Annotated in this window: 19 protein-coding genes; 14 read left to right on the top strand and 5 right to left on the bottom strand. The window is 61.6% G+C overall.

Annotated elements, in window-relative coordinates:
- Positions 1-43: 43 nt before the first annotated feature.
- The gene (locus F7R90_RS02970) at positions 44-577 is read left to right on the top strand and encodes a hypothetical protein (RefSeq protein WP_158055798.1); all 534 of its coding nucleotides are present in this window, start codon (positions 44-46) and stop codon (positions 575-577) included.
- Positions 578-579: 2 nt separating this feature from the next.
- Here the strand turns inward: F7R90_RS02970 and F7R90_RS02975 are convergent, their stop codons facing one another.
- A complete protein-coding gene (locus F7R90_RS02975; RefSeq protein ID WP_158055799.1) occupies positions 580-993 on the bottom strand; it encodes a DUF7344 domain-containing protein in 414 nt (137 codons plus the stop codon).
- 122 nt (positions 994-1,115) lie between these two features.
- A complete protein-coding gene (locus tag F7R90_RS22000; RefSeq protein WP_192498382.1) occupies positions 1,116-1,262 on the bottom strand; it encodes a hypothetical protein in 147 nt (48 codons plus the stop codon).
- A gap of 121 nt (positions 1,263-1,383) precedes the next feature.
- Between F7R90_RS22000 and F7R90_RS02980 the strand changes: the two genes are divergently transcribed.
- Genes F7R90_RS02980 through msrB form a run of 4 tightly spaced genes read left to right on the top strand, consistent with a single transcriptional unit; the run spans position 1,384 to position 3,935 of the window.
- The gene (locus tag F7R90_RS02980) at positions 1,384-2,241 is read left to right on the top strand and encodes a ZIP family metal transporter (RefSeq protein ID WP_158055800.1); all 858 of its coding nucleotides are present in this window, start codon (positions 1,384-1,386) and stop codon (positions 2,239-2,241) included.
- A gap of 33 nt (positions 2,242-2,274) precedes the next feature.
- A complete protein-coding gene (locus F7R90_RS02985) occupies positions 2,275-2,694 on the top strand; it encodes a pyridoxamine 5'-phosphate oxidase family protein (protein WP_158055801.1) in 420 nt (139 codons plus the stop codon).
- A gap of 33 nt (positions 2,695-2,727) precedes the next feature.
- Positions 2,728-3,474 (top strand): DUF429 domain-containing protein, encoded by a 747-nt coding sequence (locus F7R90_RS02990; protein WP_158055802.1) that lies wholly within the window; start codon positions 2,728-2,730, stop codon positions 3,472-3,474.
- Between the two features lie 47 nt (positions 3,475-3,521).
- Positions 3,522-3,935 (top strand): peptide-methionine (R)-S-oxide reductase MsrB, encoded by a 414-nt coding sequence (msrB, locus tag F7R90_RS02995; RefSeq protein WP_158055803.1) that lies wholly within the window; start codon positions 3,522-3,524, stop codon positions 3,933-3,935.
- Positions 3,936-4,174: 239 nt separating this feature from the next.
- Here msrB and F7R90_RS03000 read toward each other — a convergent pair whose 3' ends face one another.
- Positions 4,175-5,002 (bottom strand): hypothetical protein, encoded by an 828-nt coding sequence (locus F7R90_RS03000; RefSeq protein WP_158055804.1) that lies wholly within the window; start codon positions 5,000-5,002, stop codon positions 4,175-4,177.
- 121 nt (positions 5,003-5,123) lie between these two features.
- On the opposite strand from F7R90_RS03000, the gene F7R90_RS03005 reads away from it, so the two are divergent.
- Together F7R90_RS03005 and F7R90_RS03010 are read left to right on the top strand one after the other, a co-directional pair.
- Entirely contained in the window at positions 5,124-5,891 is a 768-nt protein-coding gene (locus tag F7R90_RS03005; RefSeq protein WP_158055805.1) for a Nif3-like dinuclear metal center hexameric protein, read from the top strand.
- Positions 5,892-5,974: 83 nt separating this feature from the next.
- Positions 5,975-6,349, top strand: coding sequence for a DUF7522 family protein (locus tag F7R90_RS03010; protein ID WP_158055806.1), 375 nt, complete (start codon positions 5,975-5,977; stop codon positions 6,347-6,349).
- Between the two features lie 8 nt (positions 6,350-6,357).
- Here F7R90_RS03010 and F7R90_RS03015 read toward each other — a convergent pair whose 3' ends face one another.
- A complete protein-coding gene (locus F7R90_RS03015) occupies positions 6,358-6,969 on the bottom strand; it encodes a metal-dependent hydrolase (protein ID WP_158055807.1) in 612 nt (203 codons plus the stop codon).
- A 303-nt stretch (positions 6,970-7,272) separates the two neighbouring features.
- Between F7R90_RS03015 and F7R90_RS03020 the strand changes: the two genes are divergently transcribed.
- The 7 genes from F7R90_RS03020 (at position 7,273) to F7R90_RS03050 (ending at position 13,121) form a co-directional block, all read left to right on the top strand.
- The gene (locus F7R90_RS03020) at positions 7,273-7,938 is read left to right on the top strand and encodes a hypothetical protein (protein WP_225741241.1); all 666 of its coding nucleotides are present in this window, start codon (positions 7,273-7,275) and stop codon (positions 7,936-7,938) included.
- Between the two features lie 121 nt (positions 7,939-8,059).
- Complete coding sequence (locus F7R90_RS03025; RefSeq protein ID WP_158055808.1) at positions 8,060-8,656, top strand: hypothetical protein; 597 nt, start codon at positions 8,060-8,062, stop codon at positions 8,654-8,656.
- A 57-nt stretch (positions 8,657-8,713) separates the two neighbouring features.
- Positions 8,714-9,196, top strand: a complete 483-nt coding sequence (locus F7R90_RS03030) for a hypothetical protein (RefSeq protein ID WP_225741242.1) — start codon at positions 8,714-8,716, stop codon at positions 9,194-9,196.
- Between the two features lie 430 nt (positions 9,197-9,626).
- Positions 9,627-10,682, top strand: a complete 1,056-nt coding sequence (locus F7R90_RS03035) for a deoxyhypusine synthase (protein ID WP_158055810.1) — start codon at positions 9,627-9,629, stop codon at positions 10,680-10,682.
- Between the two features lie 102 nt (positions 10,683-10,784).
- Complete coding sequence (locus F7R90_RS03040; RefSeq protein WP_158055811.1) at positions 10,785-11,819, top strand: hypothetical protein; 1,035 nt, start codon at positions 10,785-10,787, stop codon at positions 11,817-11,819.
- Positions 11,820-11,954: 135 nt separating this feature from the next.
- Positions 11,955-12,533, top strand: a complete 579-nt coding sequence (locus tag F7R90_RS03045) for a SprT-like domain-containing protein (protein WP_158058819.1) — start codon at positions 11,955-11,957, stop codon at positions 12,531-12,533.
- 198 nt (positions 12,534-12,731) lie between these two features.
- The gene (locus F7R90_RS03050) at positions 12,732-13,121 is read left to right on the top strand and encodes a hypothetical protein (protein ID WP_158055812.1); all 390 of its coding nucleotides are present in this window, start codon (positions 12,732-12,734) and stop codon (positions 13,119-13,121) included.
- 243 nt (positions 13,122-13,364) lie between these two features.
- On the opposite strand, the gene F7R90_RS03055 is transcribed toward F7R90_RS03050, so the two are convergent.
- Positions 13,365-14,975 carry an MFS transporter gene (locus F7R90_RS03055; RefSeq protein WP_225741243.1) on the bottom strand — a complete coding sequence of 537 codons (1,611 nt, stop codon included), beginning with the start codon at positions 14,973-14,975 and terminating at the stop codon, positions 13,365-13,367.
- Positions 14,976-15,040: the final 65 nt, after the last annotated feature.

Below are 15,040 nucleotides of genomic sequence, written 5' to 3' on the forward strand. Positions count from 1 at the left end.
CGGTCACGCCAAGCCTTTTCAGTGTCCCGGTCTTTCTACCGCTGTGACTCCCAACCCCCACGACAACGCTCCAGGACTGGCCGACGACGCCCTGTTGGCCCCGTTCCGCGAGCGCAACGACCCCGTGTTGACGACCGACGAGGTAGTCGATTCGGTGCCGTTCGGACGTGGTGCCGCTCGGGAGGCCCTCGACCGCCTGAACGAGGCCGGGACAATCGAACGGAAAGCTGTCGGCGACGACGCCGTCTGGTGGTTGCCCGGCTACACGGAGACCGAACGGGGTCGCGCTCCCATGGCTGGTTCCCACCCCGACTCCAGCGGGCTCCCTCGGAACGTCGAGACGGCGATTCACACGCTCGAATCGATAGACGAGCGTGAACGGTCGGCCATCTACGCGGCGTGTCACTTCCTCCACAGTGACGGGCCGGTAGACGAGACGACGCTCAAAGAACGAGTGTATCCCGAGCAGTCGGCGAGCTACTCCGACGAGACCGAGTGGTGGGACGAGTGCATCCGTCCGGCGTTCGACGCACTACCCGGCGTCGAGTTCGCGGACGGCGAGTGGCGTCTCGGGTAGGATTAGAACTCAGATGGTCGAGTACTCTCTGCGGACTGCCCGACTGGTCGCCGTCGCTCCTCTTCTGCGGCGAGGTCGAGGTAGCGAGTGAACCGTTCGGACAAGTCTGTCAGTACGACGATTCGGGCGTCTTCGTCGTAGTTGAGTAGGTCGGCATCGGCTAGTTTCGGGAGGTGTTCGTGGTGGAGAGAGACGGCCACGCGCTCGCGAGTTCCGTCTTCGAGCGCGACGAGGTCGTCTACGAGTTCGGTGAAGGGAACCGGTCTCGAACGGCGCGACAGCACGTACAAGACGTTTCGACGACGACGAGCGCCGAGAACGTCGAAAATCGTGTCGAGCGAGCGCGAGCCAAGTTCTTGGCCGACCGTCGTCTCTGTACCCTGTTCTCCGGTCGAGTCGTTCGGGACTTGACTCATGGCTCGATCAGTCGTTACCAATCCTTCATTATAAATCTACGCAGATTCCTAGACTTGTTACATTCGTTGAATAAATCCTGTGGCTACTCCCGAGAGATGACACTCTCTTCGATTCTCCCGGACTACCAGTCTTGGTACGACAATCGCTCGGCCTTCGTCGTGACTGCCTTCATCATACAGCCGTGACACACCCAAATCTCGCGTTCGATGCGTGCGACGAGTTCGGTCCCGTCCGACTTTCGCTGTTCGCAGATGTCACAAACCCCCATGCCCACCCGATTCACCGCGAGAGGGTTTCAATCTCCCGCCCGTCGGGAGAGGTTTTTGTGCTACTGTCTCGATAGGTCACTCGATGGAAGTACCAACTGGCGCGGACGGGGGACGAGCCGAATGGCCAGTTTAGAACAACTATTCGTCGATATCGTCGGCTCCAACCCTGTCGTACAGGGGTTGGCCGGTGGCGTCGTCATCGCGGTCATGAACACGCTCGGCGCGCTCGTCGTCCTCGTTTGGTCGAATCCCACCGAGCGAGCGCTCGACGCGGCCCTCGGCTTCGCGGCGGGGGTGATGCTCGCGGCGAGTTTCACGAGTCTCATCCTGCCGGGAATCGAGGCTGGCGGCATTTTCCCCGTACTCGTCGGCTTCGCCCTCGGCGTCGCCGTACTCGACCAAGCGGACCAGTGGGTTCCGCACATCCACGTCGTCATCACGGGTAAACCACAGCACAACGCTTCGACCGCGAACCCGCGAATCGAGGAGGATTCGACGACCGGCCGCGAGCGTGTCCCCGAGAGCGACTCTCGAACCGCCTCCGTCCTCTTGTTCATCGTCGCAATCACGCTCCACAACATGCCGGAGGGCTTGGCTGTCGGCGTCGGATTCGGGTCGGGCGACCTCGGCAACGCGCTCGCACTGATGCTCGCTATCGGCATCCAGAACATCCCCGAGGGCCTCGCGGTGTCGGTCGCCGCGATGAACGCCGGGTTCGGGTCGCTGTTCTACGCGACGCTCGCTGGCGTGCGAGCAGGACTGGTCGAGATTCCACTGGCCGTCTTCGGCGCGCTCGCGGTCGGCGTCGCCGCGCCGATACTCCCCTACGCGATGGGGTTCGCCGCGGGCGGTATGCTGTTCGTCATCAGCGACGAAATCGTCCCCGAGACCCACGCCCACGGCCACGAGCGAATCGCCACGCTCGGCACGATGCTCGGCGTCGTCGTGATGCTGTATCTGGATATTACACTGGGGTAGAGCTTTGTCTTCTCGGCTCCTGCTTCCAATTATATGGAACACGTCGAGTACATCTACACCTTCGGCATGGACGAGTCGGAACTGGACGAACTGCTTCGCGTCCACGACGTCGGGGTCCTCTCGCTCGCCGACGGGGACGACGCCTACGCCGTGCCGGTGTCGTACGACTACGACGGCGACTCGCTGGTTCTACGACTCGGGCAACACGAAGACAGCACGAAGATGGAGTTCCTCGAAGCGACAGAGACAGCGACGTTTGTCGTCCACGAATCCGGAGATGGGTCTTGGAGCATCCTCGCCCGCGGTCCGCTCCGCGAGCGGACGGACTTCGACGAGACGCGAATCAACCAGCGGTTCTCGAAATTTCGGCTGTTCCGCGAGCCAGTCGAGGACGTCCAAGCGACGGTCTACGAGCTCGAAATCGAGGAACTGACCGGACGCCGGGCGGATTGAAAGCGTTTTCCGAGAGCGCCCCGATAGTGACGTATGGCAAGCTACGTCGGAGCAGACTGGGCGTCGAACGGATGGGTCGTCGCAGAGATAGACGGCGAAGACGAACTGACGCTCGGATTCGCACCGACGGTGTGGAACCTCTGGCACGAACAGAAAGAGTGTCCCGACCAGCTCTGCATCGACGTTCCCGTCGGCCTTCCCGAATCGAGTCGCCGCGAGTGCGACGCGGAAGCCAAAGTCCACCTCGGCGAGCGGCGAAACAGCGTCTTCTGGACCCCGATTCGGGACGCCGTCTACGAAGACAGACTCCCTGCCGCGAAGGAGCGCCAGACCGACGCGACTGACTACAGCATCTCGAATCAGACGTGGGCCATCGTCCCGCGCATCCGGGAAGTCGATACGTTTCTCCGAGAATCTGACGACGCCCGCGGGGTCGTCAGAGAATCGCATCCCGAGGTCTGTTTCCACCACCTGAACGGTGGCGAGTTACTGCGGCCGAAGTCGGACGACGACGGTCTCCAAGAGCGGCGCGAACTGTTGGACGACGCACTCGGCACCGACTGTGAATCAGTCGCTACCACTCTCACCGAACCGGGTTACGCACGCCGCGCGGCCGAAGACGACGTTCTCGACGCAATCGTCCTTGCACTGACCGCGAAGCGAGTCGCAAATGGAGAGTTCGGCACGCTTCCAGACCATCCGCCGACTGACCGCACAGAGTTATCGGCAGAAGACGAGGGGCTACCGATGGAAATAGTCTATCCAGAAACCGGCAACTGACACCGCCGCGCACAACGCCTAACCGCGTCGCCCCCTAATCAGGAGTCATGAGCCAAGAGACCGACGACCTCCCGAAATCGGACGCCGAGTGGGGCGAGCAACTCTCCGACGAGGAGTACCAGATTCTCCGCGAGGCAGGCACCGAGCGACCGTTCTCCGGCGAACACGTAGACCGAAAAGACGACGGTACCTACGTCTGTGCTGGCTGTGGCGCGGAACTGTTCGACTCGGAGACAAAGTACGATTCCGGTTGTGGGTGGCCGAGTTTCTACGACACCGACAGCGACCGCATCGAGACGCGTCGCGACACGAGCAAGGGGATGGACCGCATCGAGGTGCTGTGTGCCAACTGCGACGGCCACCTCGGCCACGTCTTCGAGGACGGGCCGGAACCGACCGGGAAACGCTACTGTATCAACTCTGCGGCGATGGACTTCGAAGGCGAGACTAACGAGGAGTAGCCGACGCCGAAAAGCGTTCGACGGTGTTCAGGACTTGACGCGCCGGAACAGCCGTCGAGCTTTGCGAGTGATACTACGCTTCATTCCACGCGGCAGGCGACGCCAAGCGTACCAGGCCTTGCGGAACTTGCTCATAGTGAATCACTCCGTTCGCCCCGAAGCGGGCAACTTCTGGTAGTTCGGCCACGGTAAAATTCTTGCTGGCCTCGGTTCGAAAGGTTGCTTGTCATCGAAAGGAATCACGGGCCAGTTCCCTGACCGAGAACTCGCAGTCTGCCGAGTTCCCCCTCGACCCAGACCAGAATGGCTCGGAAGCGTTCGAAGTGCCGCGGTGTAAGATCGAACTCGTATGTCGTCCCGTCGTCTAACTCGGCGAAGACGCGATACCGGCCGACCTGCGTGACGACGTCCTCCAGCGAAACCTTATCCCGCGCTCCCACCTCGATGGTTCGGTCGAACACGACTTCCCCCGTCTCGTCGTCGGTGATTTCGACGGCGACCTGATGTGCCACCCTGCCGCCGTTTTCTACCCAGAGCGGCAATGTCTTGCGCACCGGAACGACGCGCCAGACCGGGAGGACCCGCCACAGGCCGATGCCAAGCATGCCCGCGAAGAGTCCACCGACCACGACCCGGCGAGCGAGGAGGAGCGTCGCGCTGTGCTGGACGAACTGGAGCGAGACGACTTCCGCGCCAGCGAGCAGGAGAAAGATGGCGACGTAAATCGGCCACGCTATCATCGACAGTGGTCCGGCCAAATCGCCAGCGTCGGGCATTTTCGCGTAGAGTAGCAACTCAAGCAGCGCGACACCGAGCGGCAGTATCGTGCCGAACCGGACGAACAGCGCAACCGGGACTGCCCACGTGAGCCAGACACCACCGTAGAAGTACAGAATTGCCAGCGCGCCGTTCGCCGAATCAGGGACGAACTTCGAGAAATCGACCGACGAGGTGGTTCGGCTGATAATCCAGAAGACGACCAGCAGATACACCGTGCCAGCGACTGCGCCGAGCGCGACTGCTCGTGTCGTCTCTGTGGACAGCAACAGCAACTCGAATCCTGACACCCGAATTACTATTCTCCCGGGTGACTTAACGACCAGGGGCCGATTTGGAGTCTTCTAGCTCGGCCCGTGGGTGCGATTTTCAACAAAATCAAGCCACTGGGAACGTCACGTTCATCCAGCAATGGACCTCGCCGAACTCACCGCGCGATACGACGACCGCCTGCGAACCGCCGACTTCGCCGATTTGGACGCCAGCGCCAACGGCCTCCAAGTCGGCCCGGACCACCGAGAGGTGGAGAGCGTAGCCTTCGCCGTGGACGCCGCCAGTCAGACCATCGAACAAGCGGCCGAGCGCGGCGCAGACGCACTCGTCGTCCATCACGGCATCTCGTGGGGCGGCATCGAGCGCGTGACTGGCCGCGAGTACGACCACGTCTCGACACTGGTCGAAAACGACCTCGCGCTGTACGTCTCGCACCTGCCGCTCGATTCGCACCCCGAACTCGGCAACGCCGCCGGAATCGCCGACCTGCTCGGTCTCGATTCCCAGGAAGCGTTCGGCGAGATGGGGCCCGAACACATCGGCCAGCGCGGGCGGGCAGAAAGCGCGTTCTCGACTGAAGAACTCAGGGAGACACTCGACGCCGAACTCGACCACGGCGGAGAAGGCGTGCAGGTCATCGACTTCGGTCCCGACGAACTCGAAGACGTGGCCATCGTCACCGGCAGCGGTGTCGATTGGCTCGAAGAAGCTATCGAGAAGGACGTGGACGCCCTGATAACCGGCGAGGGTAAACAGAAGGCCTACCACATGGCTCGCGAGGCGGGTGTCACCGTCTTGCTCGGCGGCCACTACGCCACCGAGACGTTCGGCGTCCAGTCGTTGCAGAGCCTCGCCGACGAGTGGGGAGTAGAGACGACCTTCGTGGACGCGCCGACCGGATTGTAGGCTACTTTTCACCACCTATTGTCTCAGTTTCACTAACTGATTAGGTACGAAATATATCCTCGTAGTGGTCCTACTTCGTAGTAATGACTCCAAATCTGGACAACTTCGTCGCGTTTCTCCACGAACGCACGAGTGGTTCTCTCCGCGCGGTGCGCTTCTACACGTCTCAGTCTCATCGCTCGCTGTACGCCCGCGACGACGTTCGGGAGCGACTCTCCGACAGAGACATCGACCGATTCGTCGCTCGTGCCCGTGAAGAGCTAGCAGAGTGCGACGACGACGTCTGGTGGTTCACCGCGGGCGACTTGGAGGCGACGGTCAGGGTGTTTCGCGAGTCGGTCATCGTCAACCTACTCGTCTCGAAGGAGTACGGCATCCTCGTCTCGCTCGACGCGAGCGTCGCGTCGCAACTCAACACGTTTATCGACGACTGTCGGGAGTGGTTGACAGATACGTAGCGGGTCCGTCACTTGCTCGCGTCCCGGAAGCGGTCGGGCAGTCGCGTCTGCATGCCGACCGGAAGCGCCGGAACGAGGCGCTCGACCAGCACTGCGAGCGGCTTCCGGAGGAAGGTGTAGGCCGCCGACACGGCCAGCACCGCGCCGACGAACAGCGTTACTGGTTGGTCGTACAGTACCAGCGCGGGCGAAGCGAGCGCGATGGCGACGAGCAGGTCCTCGGGCGCTCCGTCGTAGCGAATCCACCGCTTTGGGGGTACCCACCGCCCCTGAAAGTGGTCGTACACCGCCCGTTCGGAGGCGGCTTGCCACGGCTTGAGTTCGAGCCCGCCGCCGAAGATGTCCATCACCGAGTGGACCGCCGCACCCGTGAGGAAGAACGCGAGCGCGATTGCTGGCACACTCGGGGCGACGACTGCGAGCGCGACCACAGGGAGCGCGAACGCCGAGTAGTAGGTCGGATAGTGCAGCGTTCGCCGATGCCCCGAGTACAAGTCGAAGTCCGGGAAGACGCTTCCAGCGACGGCCGCTGGGAGCGCGACCGGCGTCAGTTCGGGGGCGACCATCGTGGTGACGGCCGCGAGAACGACCCCGACCAGCGCGTGGGTGGTCGCCATCATGTAGCCCGCCAGTACGCATTCGAAGTATAAACGCGTGCCGAGTCGTGTGAAGAAGTGTCGTAATTTCGCGGGTCCGAATTCGCGGACCAGAGTCCCGACAAATCCCTCGTCTGGTCGCTAAGAATAATCTACTCCAACACGGCTATCGCCTCGAAAGCCCTCGCCCTTTCAGTCCCACCCTGTGCTTGTGTCACCGGTCGCTTCCGATGGTTGGTGTCACCGGCTGTTTCTGGAATAAGTCACACCGAGCGCACGCGTGACAAGGCGTAATGTGTTTGCCCACGTACGAGAAACCGACTACCGATGACGCGTCCCGAGGTCGCCTCGCCTGAAGATTCCGAAGCCCCCTCGTTCAGCCCTCGACAGCGGGCGCTCAGTCGAACTATTCAACTCGTCATCGTCGTCGTGCTCGTGCTGGGGTTGCTCAGACGGAACGTTCCGGTCGTCGTCAACGCCATCGCCGGACTCGGCGTCACGGCGCTCCCAGCCGTGTTGCAACGTGACTTCAAGTTCCCACTCGACCCCCGACTCGGCCTGCTCATCACGACGGCAGTCTGTCTCCACGCAATCGGCATGCTCGGTCTGTACGAATCGACGTGGTGGTGGGACCACCTCACGCACACGCTGTCGGCGACAATCGTCGCCAGCATCGGCTACACAGTCACGCGAGCGTTCGACGTTCACTCCGACGCGGTCCACTTTCCCGAGCAGTTTCTGGTCGTGTTCGTCCTCCTCTTTACGCTCTCGCTCGGCGTGTTCTGGGAGGTGCTGGAGTTCGGGGCGCGCGGTGTCGGCGAGGCAATCGGGGCCGACCCGGTGGTCGTCCAGTACGGCATCCACGATACGATGTTCGACCTCGTGTTCGACGCGGCGGGCGCTATCGTCGTCGCACTGTTCGGGACACCGCGACTCCACGACGCAGTTGACACCTACGCCGCGTGGTTCGACCGCCGGTTGGAGACCGACTGAGACGGGGCGAAACCCGAAATACCGCGCGGAAACCCGCGATTTCGGACCCTCGACGGCCGACTGAACGGTAGTCCGGCTTTTTCTCCACGGCTGTCGGGCTATCGGTGGGGAGTGGGAATCGATGACACAGAGCGGCCGTTTTTCAGTTCGAATCGTACTCGTGACCGTCGTGGTACTGCTTTCGGTGATGGTTCCGACCGTAGCGGTCGGTGAGACCGCGAACGGGGAGACAGCAGTAGCGAGCGACACAGAACCAACAGCGAGCGACACGGGAGCGACCGACGCGACAGTCGCTCTTTGCGGCGGGCAAGTATCGGACGAGGCCGTACTCCGGGCCGAGGCCGTGCGAGCGAACGCCGCGGCGTTCGCCGGAAACGCATCGTTCGCTCAGAACGGGTCGAACTTCACCGCCGGGAGTTCGTCCATCACCACCGTCGAACTGCCGGGGTCGGTGTTGGTCGTCTACACGCGACGACCGCCGCAGAACCAGGCGGGCCGAATCTACCGGCGCGTCATCTCCATCTCGAAGGAGAGCTTTAGCTGTCCCGCGAAGGGGAAAGTCGGCATCTGCCGCGAGGTGTTCCGGCGGCGCGAGACGGTTCGGACGGGGCGCAACCGAATCGTCACGAACTACTACGCGGTGCAGTGTCAGTGCCGGTTCAGACCCCGCGGCCAGAGCAACGACTCGCGCGACGCGAGGCGGCCGCTCGTCGCCTAATCAGTCGTCTTCGGTCGCGGACAAGGACTAAGGCGTCGTGTCCTGTCTATCGGAGGGATGGTGGGGGAGCGCGAGGCGACATGGACATCGAGGCGTAGCGTGCTGAAACAGACGACTGCACTCGTGGCTGGCGGGTGTCTACTCGGTAGCGGGACCGTAGGTGCGGACCAGCGAGACGACCAGAGGGAACGAGGTGAGCTAGCAGAAAGACAAGACCAGCGAGAAGAGAGCCACGAGGGGTTCACGCTCGGAGAAGCACCGGCGGCAGACGAACTGATAACCGTCACGCCGCGCTGTGACGAGGAGTGTGACACGATTCTGCTGACCGGACTCTCCCCGGCGTGTGCGACCGATTCGTCGGAACTGTTCGTCGATTTGCACGGCACGGAGCCGCGAATCTGGATACGACCGCAGGACCCACGAAATCGGGGAATTGTGCCGGGAACGTATCGAGTTCTCGACGTACAGCAATGCGAAGCCGACGCCCCCGAAGCGAACGGCAACGAACTGTATCGGGTTCGGTTCCGACCCGAGGGGTAACCGGCAGAGGTTGCCAAGATTGCTTCCAAAAAGAGATAGTATTAAAACCCCTCCGTTCAACTTGAATCACGTGTCCGTCGGGTTTCAACAACCCGGAGGGTTGCCGGAGCTATCGGTCACGCGACGGTTCTCGGCGGACACGGGCCGCGGCCAACCGGCCCTGACAGCCGAACCTTCGGGTTGCGGCTAATTGAACCGCCGCTGGCGTCCGACCGCCGCCACGTGGGCCATTGCGGTAGTTGGCAACACCGTTTTCCGAGAACCTGACCCGCGAGAGCGACTGCGAGGTAGTGTTGCGCCGACTGTCGTTCGAGTCGCGCTCGAAATCGCATCTGCAGAGAATGTCTGTTTCGATGGACCGTTTCAGTTCGTCGTCACCACTCGGTTCGGTATCGCGGCGTTCAAGCCACTGGCACCCGCACGTCGGCACATGAGCGACCACGACGAGAACCACGAAGAGCAGGCCGGAGACGACCACGAGGGTCACCACGAACCCCACCGCGAGGAGTTCCACCACGACCCCATCGCCCACGCCGAAGCGCGGGCGGGCATGACCGTCGGCGAGTTAGTCGGCGAGTACGGCAACGCAGGCATCGGCGCGGCCGACCTCCACGAGGCCGTGGACATCTACGCCGAGATGCTCGACGACGACGTGACGAACTTCTTCGGACTCGCTGGCGCGATGGTGCCGACCGGTATGCGCCGCATCGTCGCGGACCTGATTCGAGACGGCCACATCGACGCGCTGGTGACGACCGGCGCGAACTTGACCCACGACGCCATCGAGGCGATTGGGGGTAAACATCACCACGGCGCAGAGGAATCTGAGGGGAAGTCGATGCGCGAACACGACGAGCAACTGCGCGACGAGCAGGTAGACCGCATCTACAACGTCTATCTTCCGCAAGAACACTTCGCGCTGTTCGAGAGCCACCTGCGAGAAGAAGTCTTCACGGTCCTCGAAGAGGAAGGCGCGGTCAGCATCCAGCGCCTCACCGAGGAATTGGGTCGCGCGAACAACGAGGTCAACGCCGAGGAGGGCATCGAAGAGGGCGCGGGCATCGCGGCCGCGGCGTACGAGAACGACGTACCGGTGTACTGCCCCGCAGTGCAGGATTCGGTCCTCGGACTGCAGGCGTGGATGTACTCCCAGACGTCCGACTTCACGCTCGACGCGCTATCGGACATGACCGGCATCACCGACCTCGCGTTCGAGGCAGAGAAGTCCGGCGCGATGGTCGTCGGCGGCGGTGTCCCGAAGAACTACACGCTCCAGACGATGCTCGTCGCCCCGCAGGCGTACGACTACGCGGTGCAACTGACCATGGACCCGCCACAGACCGGCGGTCTCTCGGGCGCGACGCTCGACGAAGCGCGCTCGTGGGGCAAACTGGAGAAAGCCGCGCGGAACGCCTCTGTGTACGCCGACGCGACGATTACCCTTCCGCTGGTCGTCGCGGCGGCCCGCGAGAAGGCCGGAGAGTAGTGAATAGGTGGAGGGTAACGAACAGTCGGCGGATTCAGTACAGTCCCTCGCGGAATCTTGGCGAATTTTCACGGTTCTCCCCGCTGTTCCGGTACTCGGGACATGGCCGACTTAGACGTCGAGACCGAGGCGCGAGACACGATGTGGGGACGGGGACGAGCTAGCAAACTCAAACTCTGGTTGCTCATCAAGGCCAAACGCGGAACCGTAACTATCCTCGGGTTGGTCGGCCTGTTCGTCGGACTGGTCACAATCGAGGTGTTCGGCCCTAGCACGCTGGAGAAACTCCTCACCTCCGACGAACTCTCGACCCTGTTCGGTTCTATCGTCGGCGCGATAATCACGAGCGTTACGCTCATCCTCACTATCACGCAACTCGTCATCTCGCAGGAAATCGGGTCGCTCGGTGAACAGAGCGACCGGATACACGAACAGAAACAGTTCCGCGAGCGCGTCGAAGACACCGTGAAGTTGGAGGTCAGTCCTTCCGAACCGGCGACGTTCTTTCGGGCGCTCGTCCAAGCGACCGAGCGAGAGGCGGCGGTGCTTCGGGACGAGACCGAAGACGCCGCCTCGGACCTCCAGCAGGTAACGGCGTTCACCGAGAGCATCATCGACGAGTGCGAACTCATCGACGAGGACCTCGCAGGCGAGGAGTTCGGCACGTTCACCGTCATCGTCGCAGTGTTGAACTTCAACTACTCGCGCAAGATCAACGACGCGAGACGACTTCGACAGGAGTACCGGGACGAACTCTCGGAGGCCGGCGAAGCGGCGCTCGACGAACTCATGGACGTGCTGGAACTGTACGGTCCGACTCGCGGGTTCTTCAAGTCGCTGTACTTCCAGTGGGAACTCATCAACGTCTCACGGGGGATGGTCTACGCCGCTCTCCCTGGTCTCGTCGTCGCGGCCTACCTTATCCTTGCGTTCGACGCCACGGCGGTCACGGGGACGTTTTTCGGTGTTCCCCACCTGTTTCTCCTCACGAGCGCGGCGTACGCAGTGACGCTGATTCCGTTCGTTCTCCTATTGGCGTACGTCTTGCGGATACTGACCGTACTCAAACGCACACTCGCGCCCGGGTCGTTCGTCCTTCGTGGAACCAACCGGGACGAGGACATCGACTGGCAGTGAGCGGTCCTCGACTCGCTCGGGAAAGCGTGAAGAGGGTGGCGTTCATCGCCCCGTTCAGAGACCTGCGTGACGACGAACGAAGCACCTGAATCGTCCCAACCACCCAATTCACCGGAGACTCCCCAGTCGCCGACGCTGAGCGCGCTGGCGAGCGCCGGAACCCACGAGGAGCTAATTTTGGGGTCGCGGGCGTACTGTCGAGAGGCCGCTCGCGAGCGCGACCTCGACGTGGACTTCTCGCTGGTGGACTGGGAAGTCTCGACGCGGGCTAAACGGCGCGCCGCCGCGGTCAAGCGCCCGAAGATTCGGGACGCCACGGTGGGCGACCCGCTGGCGTGGGACGAACTGGACCCGCGAAAACGCGAGTGTACCGTCTCGCTGACGTGGGCCGCGTTCGAGTCGTTCGACACTGCAGAGTGGGCTTCGACGCTCCGCCACGAGTTGATTCACGTCGAGCAGTTCCAGCGGTTCGGCACGACCGACCACGGCGCGGCGTTCAAAGAGCGCGCTGAGACTGTCGAGGCGTCGATTCGGTGTCCGTCGTTCGCCGACGCGAAGTACGTCCTTCGGTGTGCGTCGTGTTCGGGCGTCGTCGCGCGGCGCTACCGAGAGTGCGACCTCGTGCGCGACCCGGACCAGTATCGGTCGTCCTGCTGTGAGGCGAGGTTGTCGTGCGAGTCGAAGTCTGGTCGTGACGCCGTTCGGAGGGAGTGACTCACTCGGGGGTAAACGGACGTGAACAGAAAAATGACTCCATAACTCGCAGAGGAACGGACGTTCACGGCGATTCCGCTTTGAACCGACGTTTCCCTCGAATTTCGTACCTATCGAGTGGGACAGTGGACAACACGAACCGGAACGGTGCAACTGTCGCGGGTGGTTTACCGCCTGCTTCCGTCTTCGAAGACGTCTATGTCGCTACTGCAGCGTTTTGCCGACGATCTCACCGTCGAGGGGTACGTCGTGGAGACCGTCGCCGAAAACCAGATCGCAGACAAACTCGGCTATCTCACAGTAAGAGTTCCCCTCGTCATCGAAGGCACCGAGTTCGACGGCGAGTTGATGGTGAACGTCTACGAGGACCGCATCGAAGAACACGGGGTGGACATTCACTCGAAGGCTGGTCATCGGTTCTCTAACGCCAAAAAATCGCTCCTCAACGACGTCGCCAGTTCTCAGACCCACATGGGGGAGGATTGGATAACGTGGACCTACCACTCGCAACCAACGGTCGAGGACAACATCCCGGAATTCCTCTCGACGTTCGAAGAGATATTCCAACGCGTCCGGAAAGTCGCTTGAGTCGGTCGTTCGAGTCGGTCGTCTCGGGGGTGGAGGCGAGCAGAAAGGGTCTTTTCACTGGGGTGGGTAGCGAGGGGTGTGGCCGATGACGAGGCACCCAACCCGAACCGGACTCGGCACCCGGTGATGACGAACCCTATGAGTGCCGAGGCCGCCCTATTACCGACTCTTCGTTTCCCTCATTCTCTGGGGAAGGATAGGTTGTAGACAGCAAACGCATACAACATCGTTGAGCTAGGACTATCACCGACTATCCCGGGGTGATTCGGGGTCGTCGGTTCGTTCGTCGGCTTCCGGTATCTGCCGTGGCAAGAACGTCGATACGACGAGCAGGAGCAACACGACCAGTATAAGAAGGAGCAGGGTCGCCTGTTGAGCGTCGAACATCGCGGTCTCAAAGATATCTTCGAGCAATTGTCGTTGTGGAGGAGTGAGTTGGCGCAGGAACTGTTGTTGCGTGGCTTCGGTCGCGGTCTCTGCTGCGTCTTCGAGAGCTATCACGAGATCGTTTCGCTGCTCCACTGAAACGGTCACGTGTTCTGCTCGTAGCACCCCATCGACGACACTCCCATAGAACCGTCCGAGAAAATACGAGCCAACGACTGCTGTCCCCAGCGAAAACCCTATCGAACTGCTGACGTTCAGGACTCCGGATGCCTCGGGGGAATTCGCGGTAGGAACAGCCGACATTGTCATGTTGCCGATCTGTGCCATTATGAGTCCGACACCGGCCCCGTAAAGCGCCACTGGGACAAGCATCCTGCCGATAGTCTGACCGGGGCCTGTCTGCTCGTACAACAGCATCAGTCCGATGCCCATACACACGATACCGATCTGAACGAGCGTCCTCGCCGAGATGAACTTATGCCAACTGGTCGTAAACGTCGCAAAAAGGATCGACGCGATAGAGTACGGCAACAGCGCGAGGCCAGTCTCGAAGGCGGTGTATCCAAGTACTGCCTGGAGATAGACCGGGAAGATAAACATGAAGCCAGCCGAGACTATCGAGCGGATATTGTACGTAATAACACCGGATAAAAACGAGCGGTTCGTGAGTACGTTCAACGGAACGAGCGGTGACCTCCCAGCACGCTCCAGTCGGCGTTCGTACTGCACGAACGCGGCGAACGTGAGGAGTCCTCCCCCGAGCAACCAGATTGCTGGCGACGTCCCGAACGGATTGAACTGTATCTCGCCGACGAAGAACGGCCGCCGTTGGACTACCCATCCGTACTTCCCACTAAGAAGGAATCCAGTGACGAGCGACGTCGCACCGACGACGGACAGAACTGTCCCCCCTTTATCCAACGAACTGCGTGTTTCTGACAGTGGGTTCGGACTCACGTACTGAACGAAGAAGAGAATAACCCCCACACCGACGAGTTGGAGCGAAAATCCCCACCGCCAACTTGCGTACGTGGTTAGTGCGCCACCGATAATCGGTCCGAGCGTCGATCCAACCCCGTGGACGCCAGCCAACAGACCGAACGCCTTCGCCCGATCGTCGTCTTCGTAACTGACTGTCAGTACAGTGAACGTCAGGGGAAATATCACAGCGGCCGCGGAACCCTGGATGAACGACCAGCCGAGATAGAGGATCGTCGTATTCCAGCTAATCGCCGCCACCAGCGTCCCTCCGGCATAGACGATCAGTGCGACTGCCAGTAGACGCCTACTACTATGCCGAGTCGGCAGCGTACCGGCCGGGAGAATCAGCGCAGCTATCACCAGCGAGTATAGCGCAACCGCCCCTTGAATCACGATGACCGTGGTCTCGAACTCGTCTACCATCGTCGGAATCGCCACGTTCATCAGAGATGCGTTGACGACTACGATGAACGTCGTCAGACTCACGGCGATTGCTGGGGCCCAGTGTCGTACTCTCGTCTGTAAGCCCGTAGAGAGACGAGAACTCCCGT

It is taken from the genome of Halorussus halophilus (assembly GCF_008831545.1).
GTDB classification, from domain to species: domain Archaea; phylum Halobacteriota; class Halobacteria; order Halobacteriales; family Haladaptataceae; genus Halorussus; species Halorussus halophilus.

Excerpts from the sequence above, each read along its gene's own strand:
- F7R90_RS02985 (WP_158055801.1), top strand. The coding sequence starts at position 2,275 with ATGGAACACGTCGAGTACATCTACACCTTCGGCATGGACGAGTCGGAA.
- F7R90_RS03040 (WP_158055811.1), top strand. The coding sequence starts at position 10,785 with ATGGCCGACTTAGACGTCGAGACCGAGGCGCGAGACACGATGTGGGGA.
- F7R90_RS03010 (WP_158055806.1), top strand. The coding sequence starts at position 5,975 with ATGACTCCAAATCTGGACAACTTCGTCGCGTTTCTCCACGAACGCACG.
- F7R90_RS03050 (WP_158055812.1), top strand. The coding sequence starts at position 12,732 with ATGTCGCTACTGCAGCGTTTTGCCGACGATCTCACCGTCGAGGGGTAC.
- F7R90_RS03015 (WP_158055807.1), bottom strand. The coding sequence starts at position 6,969 with ATGATGGCGACCACCCACGCGCTGGTCGGGGTCGTTCTCGCGGCCGTC.
- F7R90_RS02980 (WP_158055800.1), top strand. The coding sequence starts at position 1,384 with ATGGCCAGTTTAGAACAACTATTCGTCGATATCGTCGGCTCCAACCCT.
- F7R90_RS03035 (WP_158055810.1), top strand. The coding sequence starts at position 9,627 with ATGAGCGACCACGACGAGAACCACGAAGAGCAGGCCGGAGACGACCAC.
- msrB (WP_158055803.1), top strand. The coding sequence starts at position 3,522 with ATGAGCCAAGAGACCGACGACCTCCCGAAATCGGACGCCGAGTGGGGC.
- F7R90_RS03005 (WP_158055805.1), top strand. The coding sequence starts at position 5,124 with ATGGACCTCGCCGAACTCACCGCGCGATACGACGACCGCCTGCGAACC.
- F7R90_RS03020 (WP_225741241.1), top strand. The coding sequence starts at position 7,273 with ATGACGCGTCCCGAGGTCGCCTCGCCTGAAGATTCCGAAGCCCCCTCG.
- F7R90_RS03030 (WP_225741242.1), top strand. The coding sequence starts at position 8,714 with ATGGTGGGGGAGCGCGAGGCGACATGGACATCGAGGCGTAGCGTGCTG.
- F7R90_RS22000 (WP_192498382.1), bottom strand. The coding sequence starts at position 1,262 with ATGGGGGTTTGTGACATCTGCGAACAGCGAAAGTCGGACGGGACCGAA.
- F7R90_RS02990 (WP_158055802.1), top strand. The coding sequence starts at position 2,728 with ATGGCAAGCTACGTCGGAGCAGACTGGGCGTCGAACGGATGGGTCGTC.
- F7R90_RS02975 (WP_158055799.1), bottom strand. The coding sequence starts at position 993 with ATGAGTCAAGTCCCGAACGACTCGACCGGAGAACAGGGTACAGAGACG.
- F7R90_RS03025 (WP_158055808.1), top strand. The coding sequence starts at position 8,060 with ATGACACAGAGCGGCCGTTTTTCAGTTCGAATCGTACTCGTGACCGTC.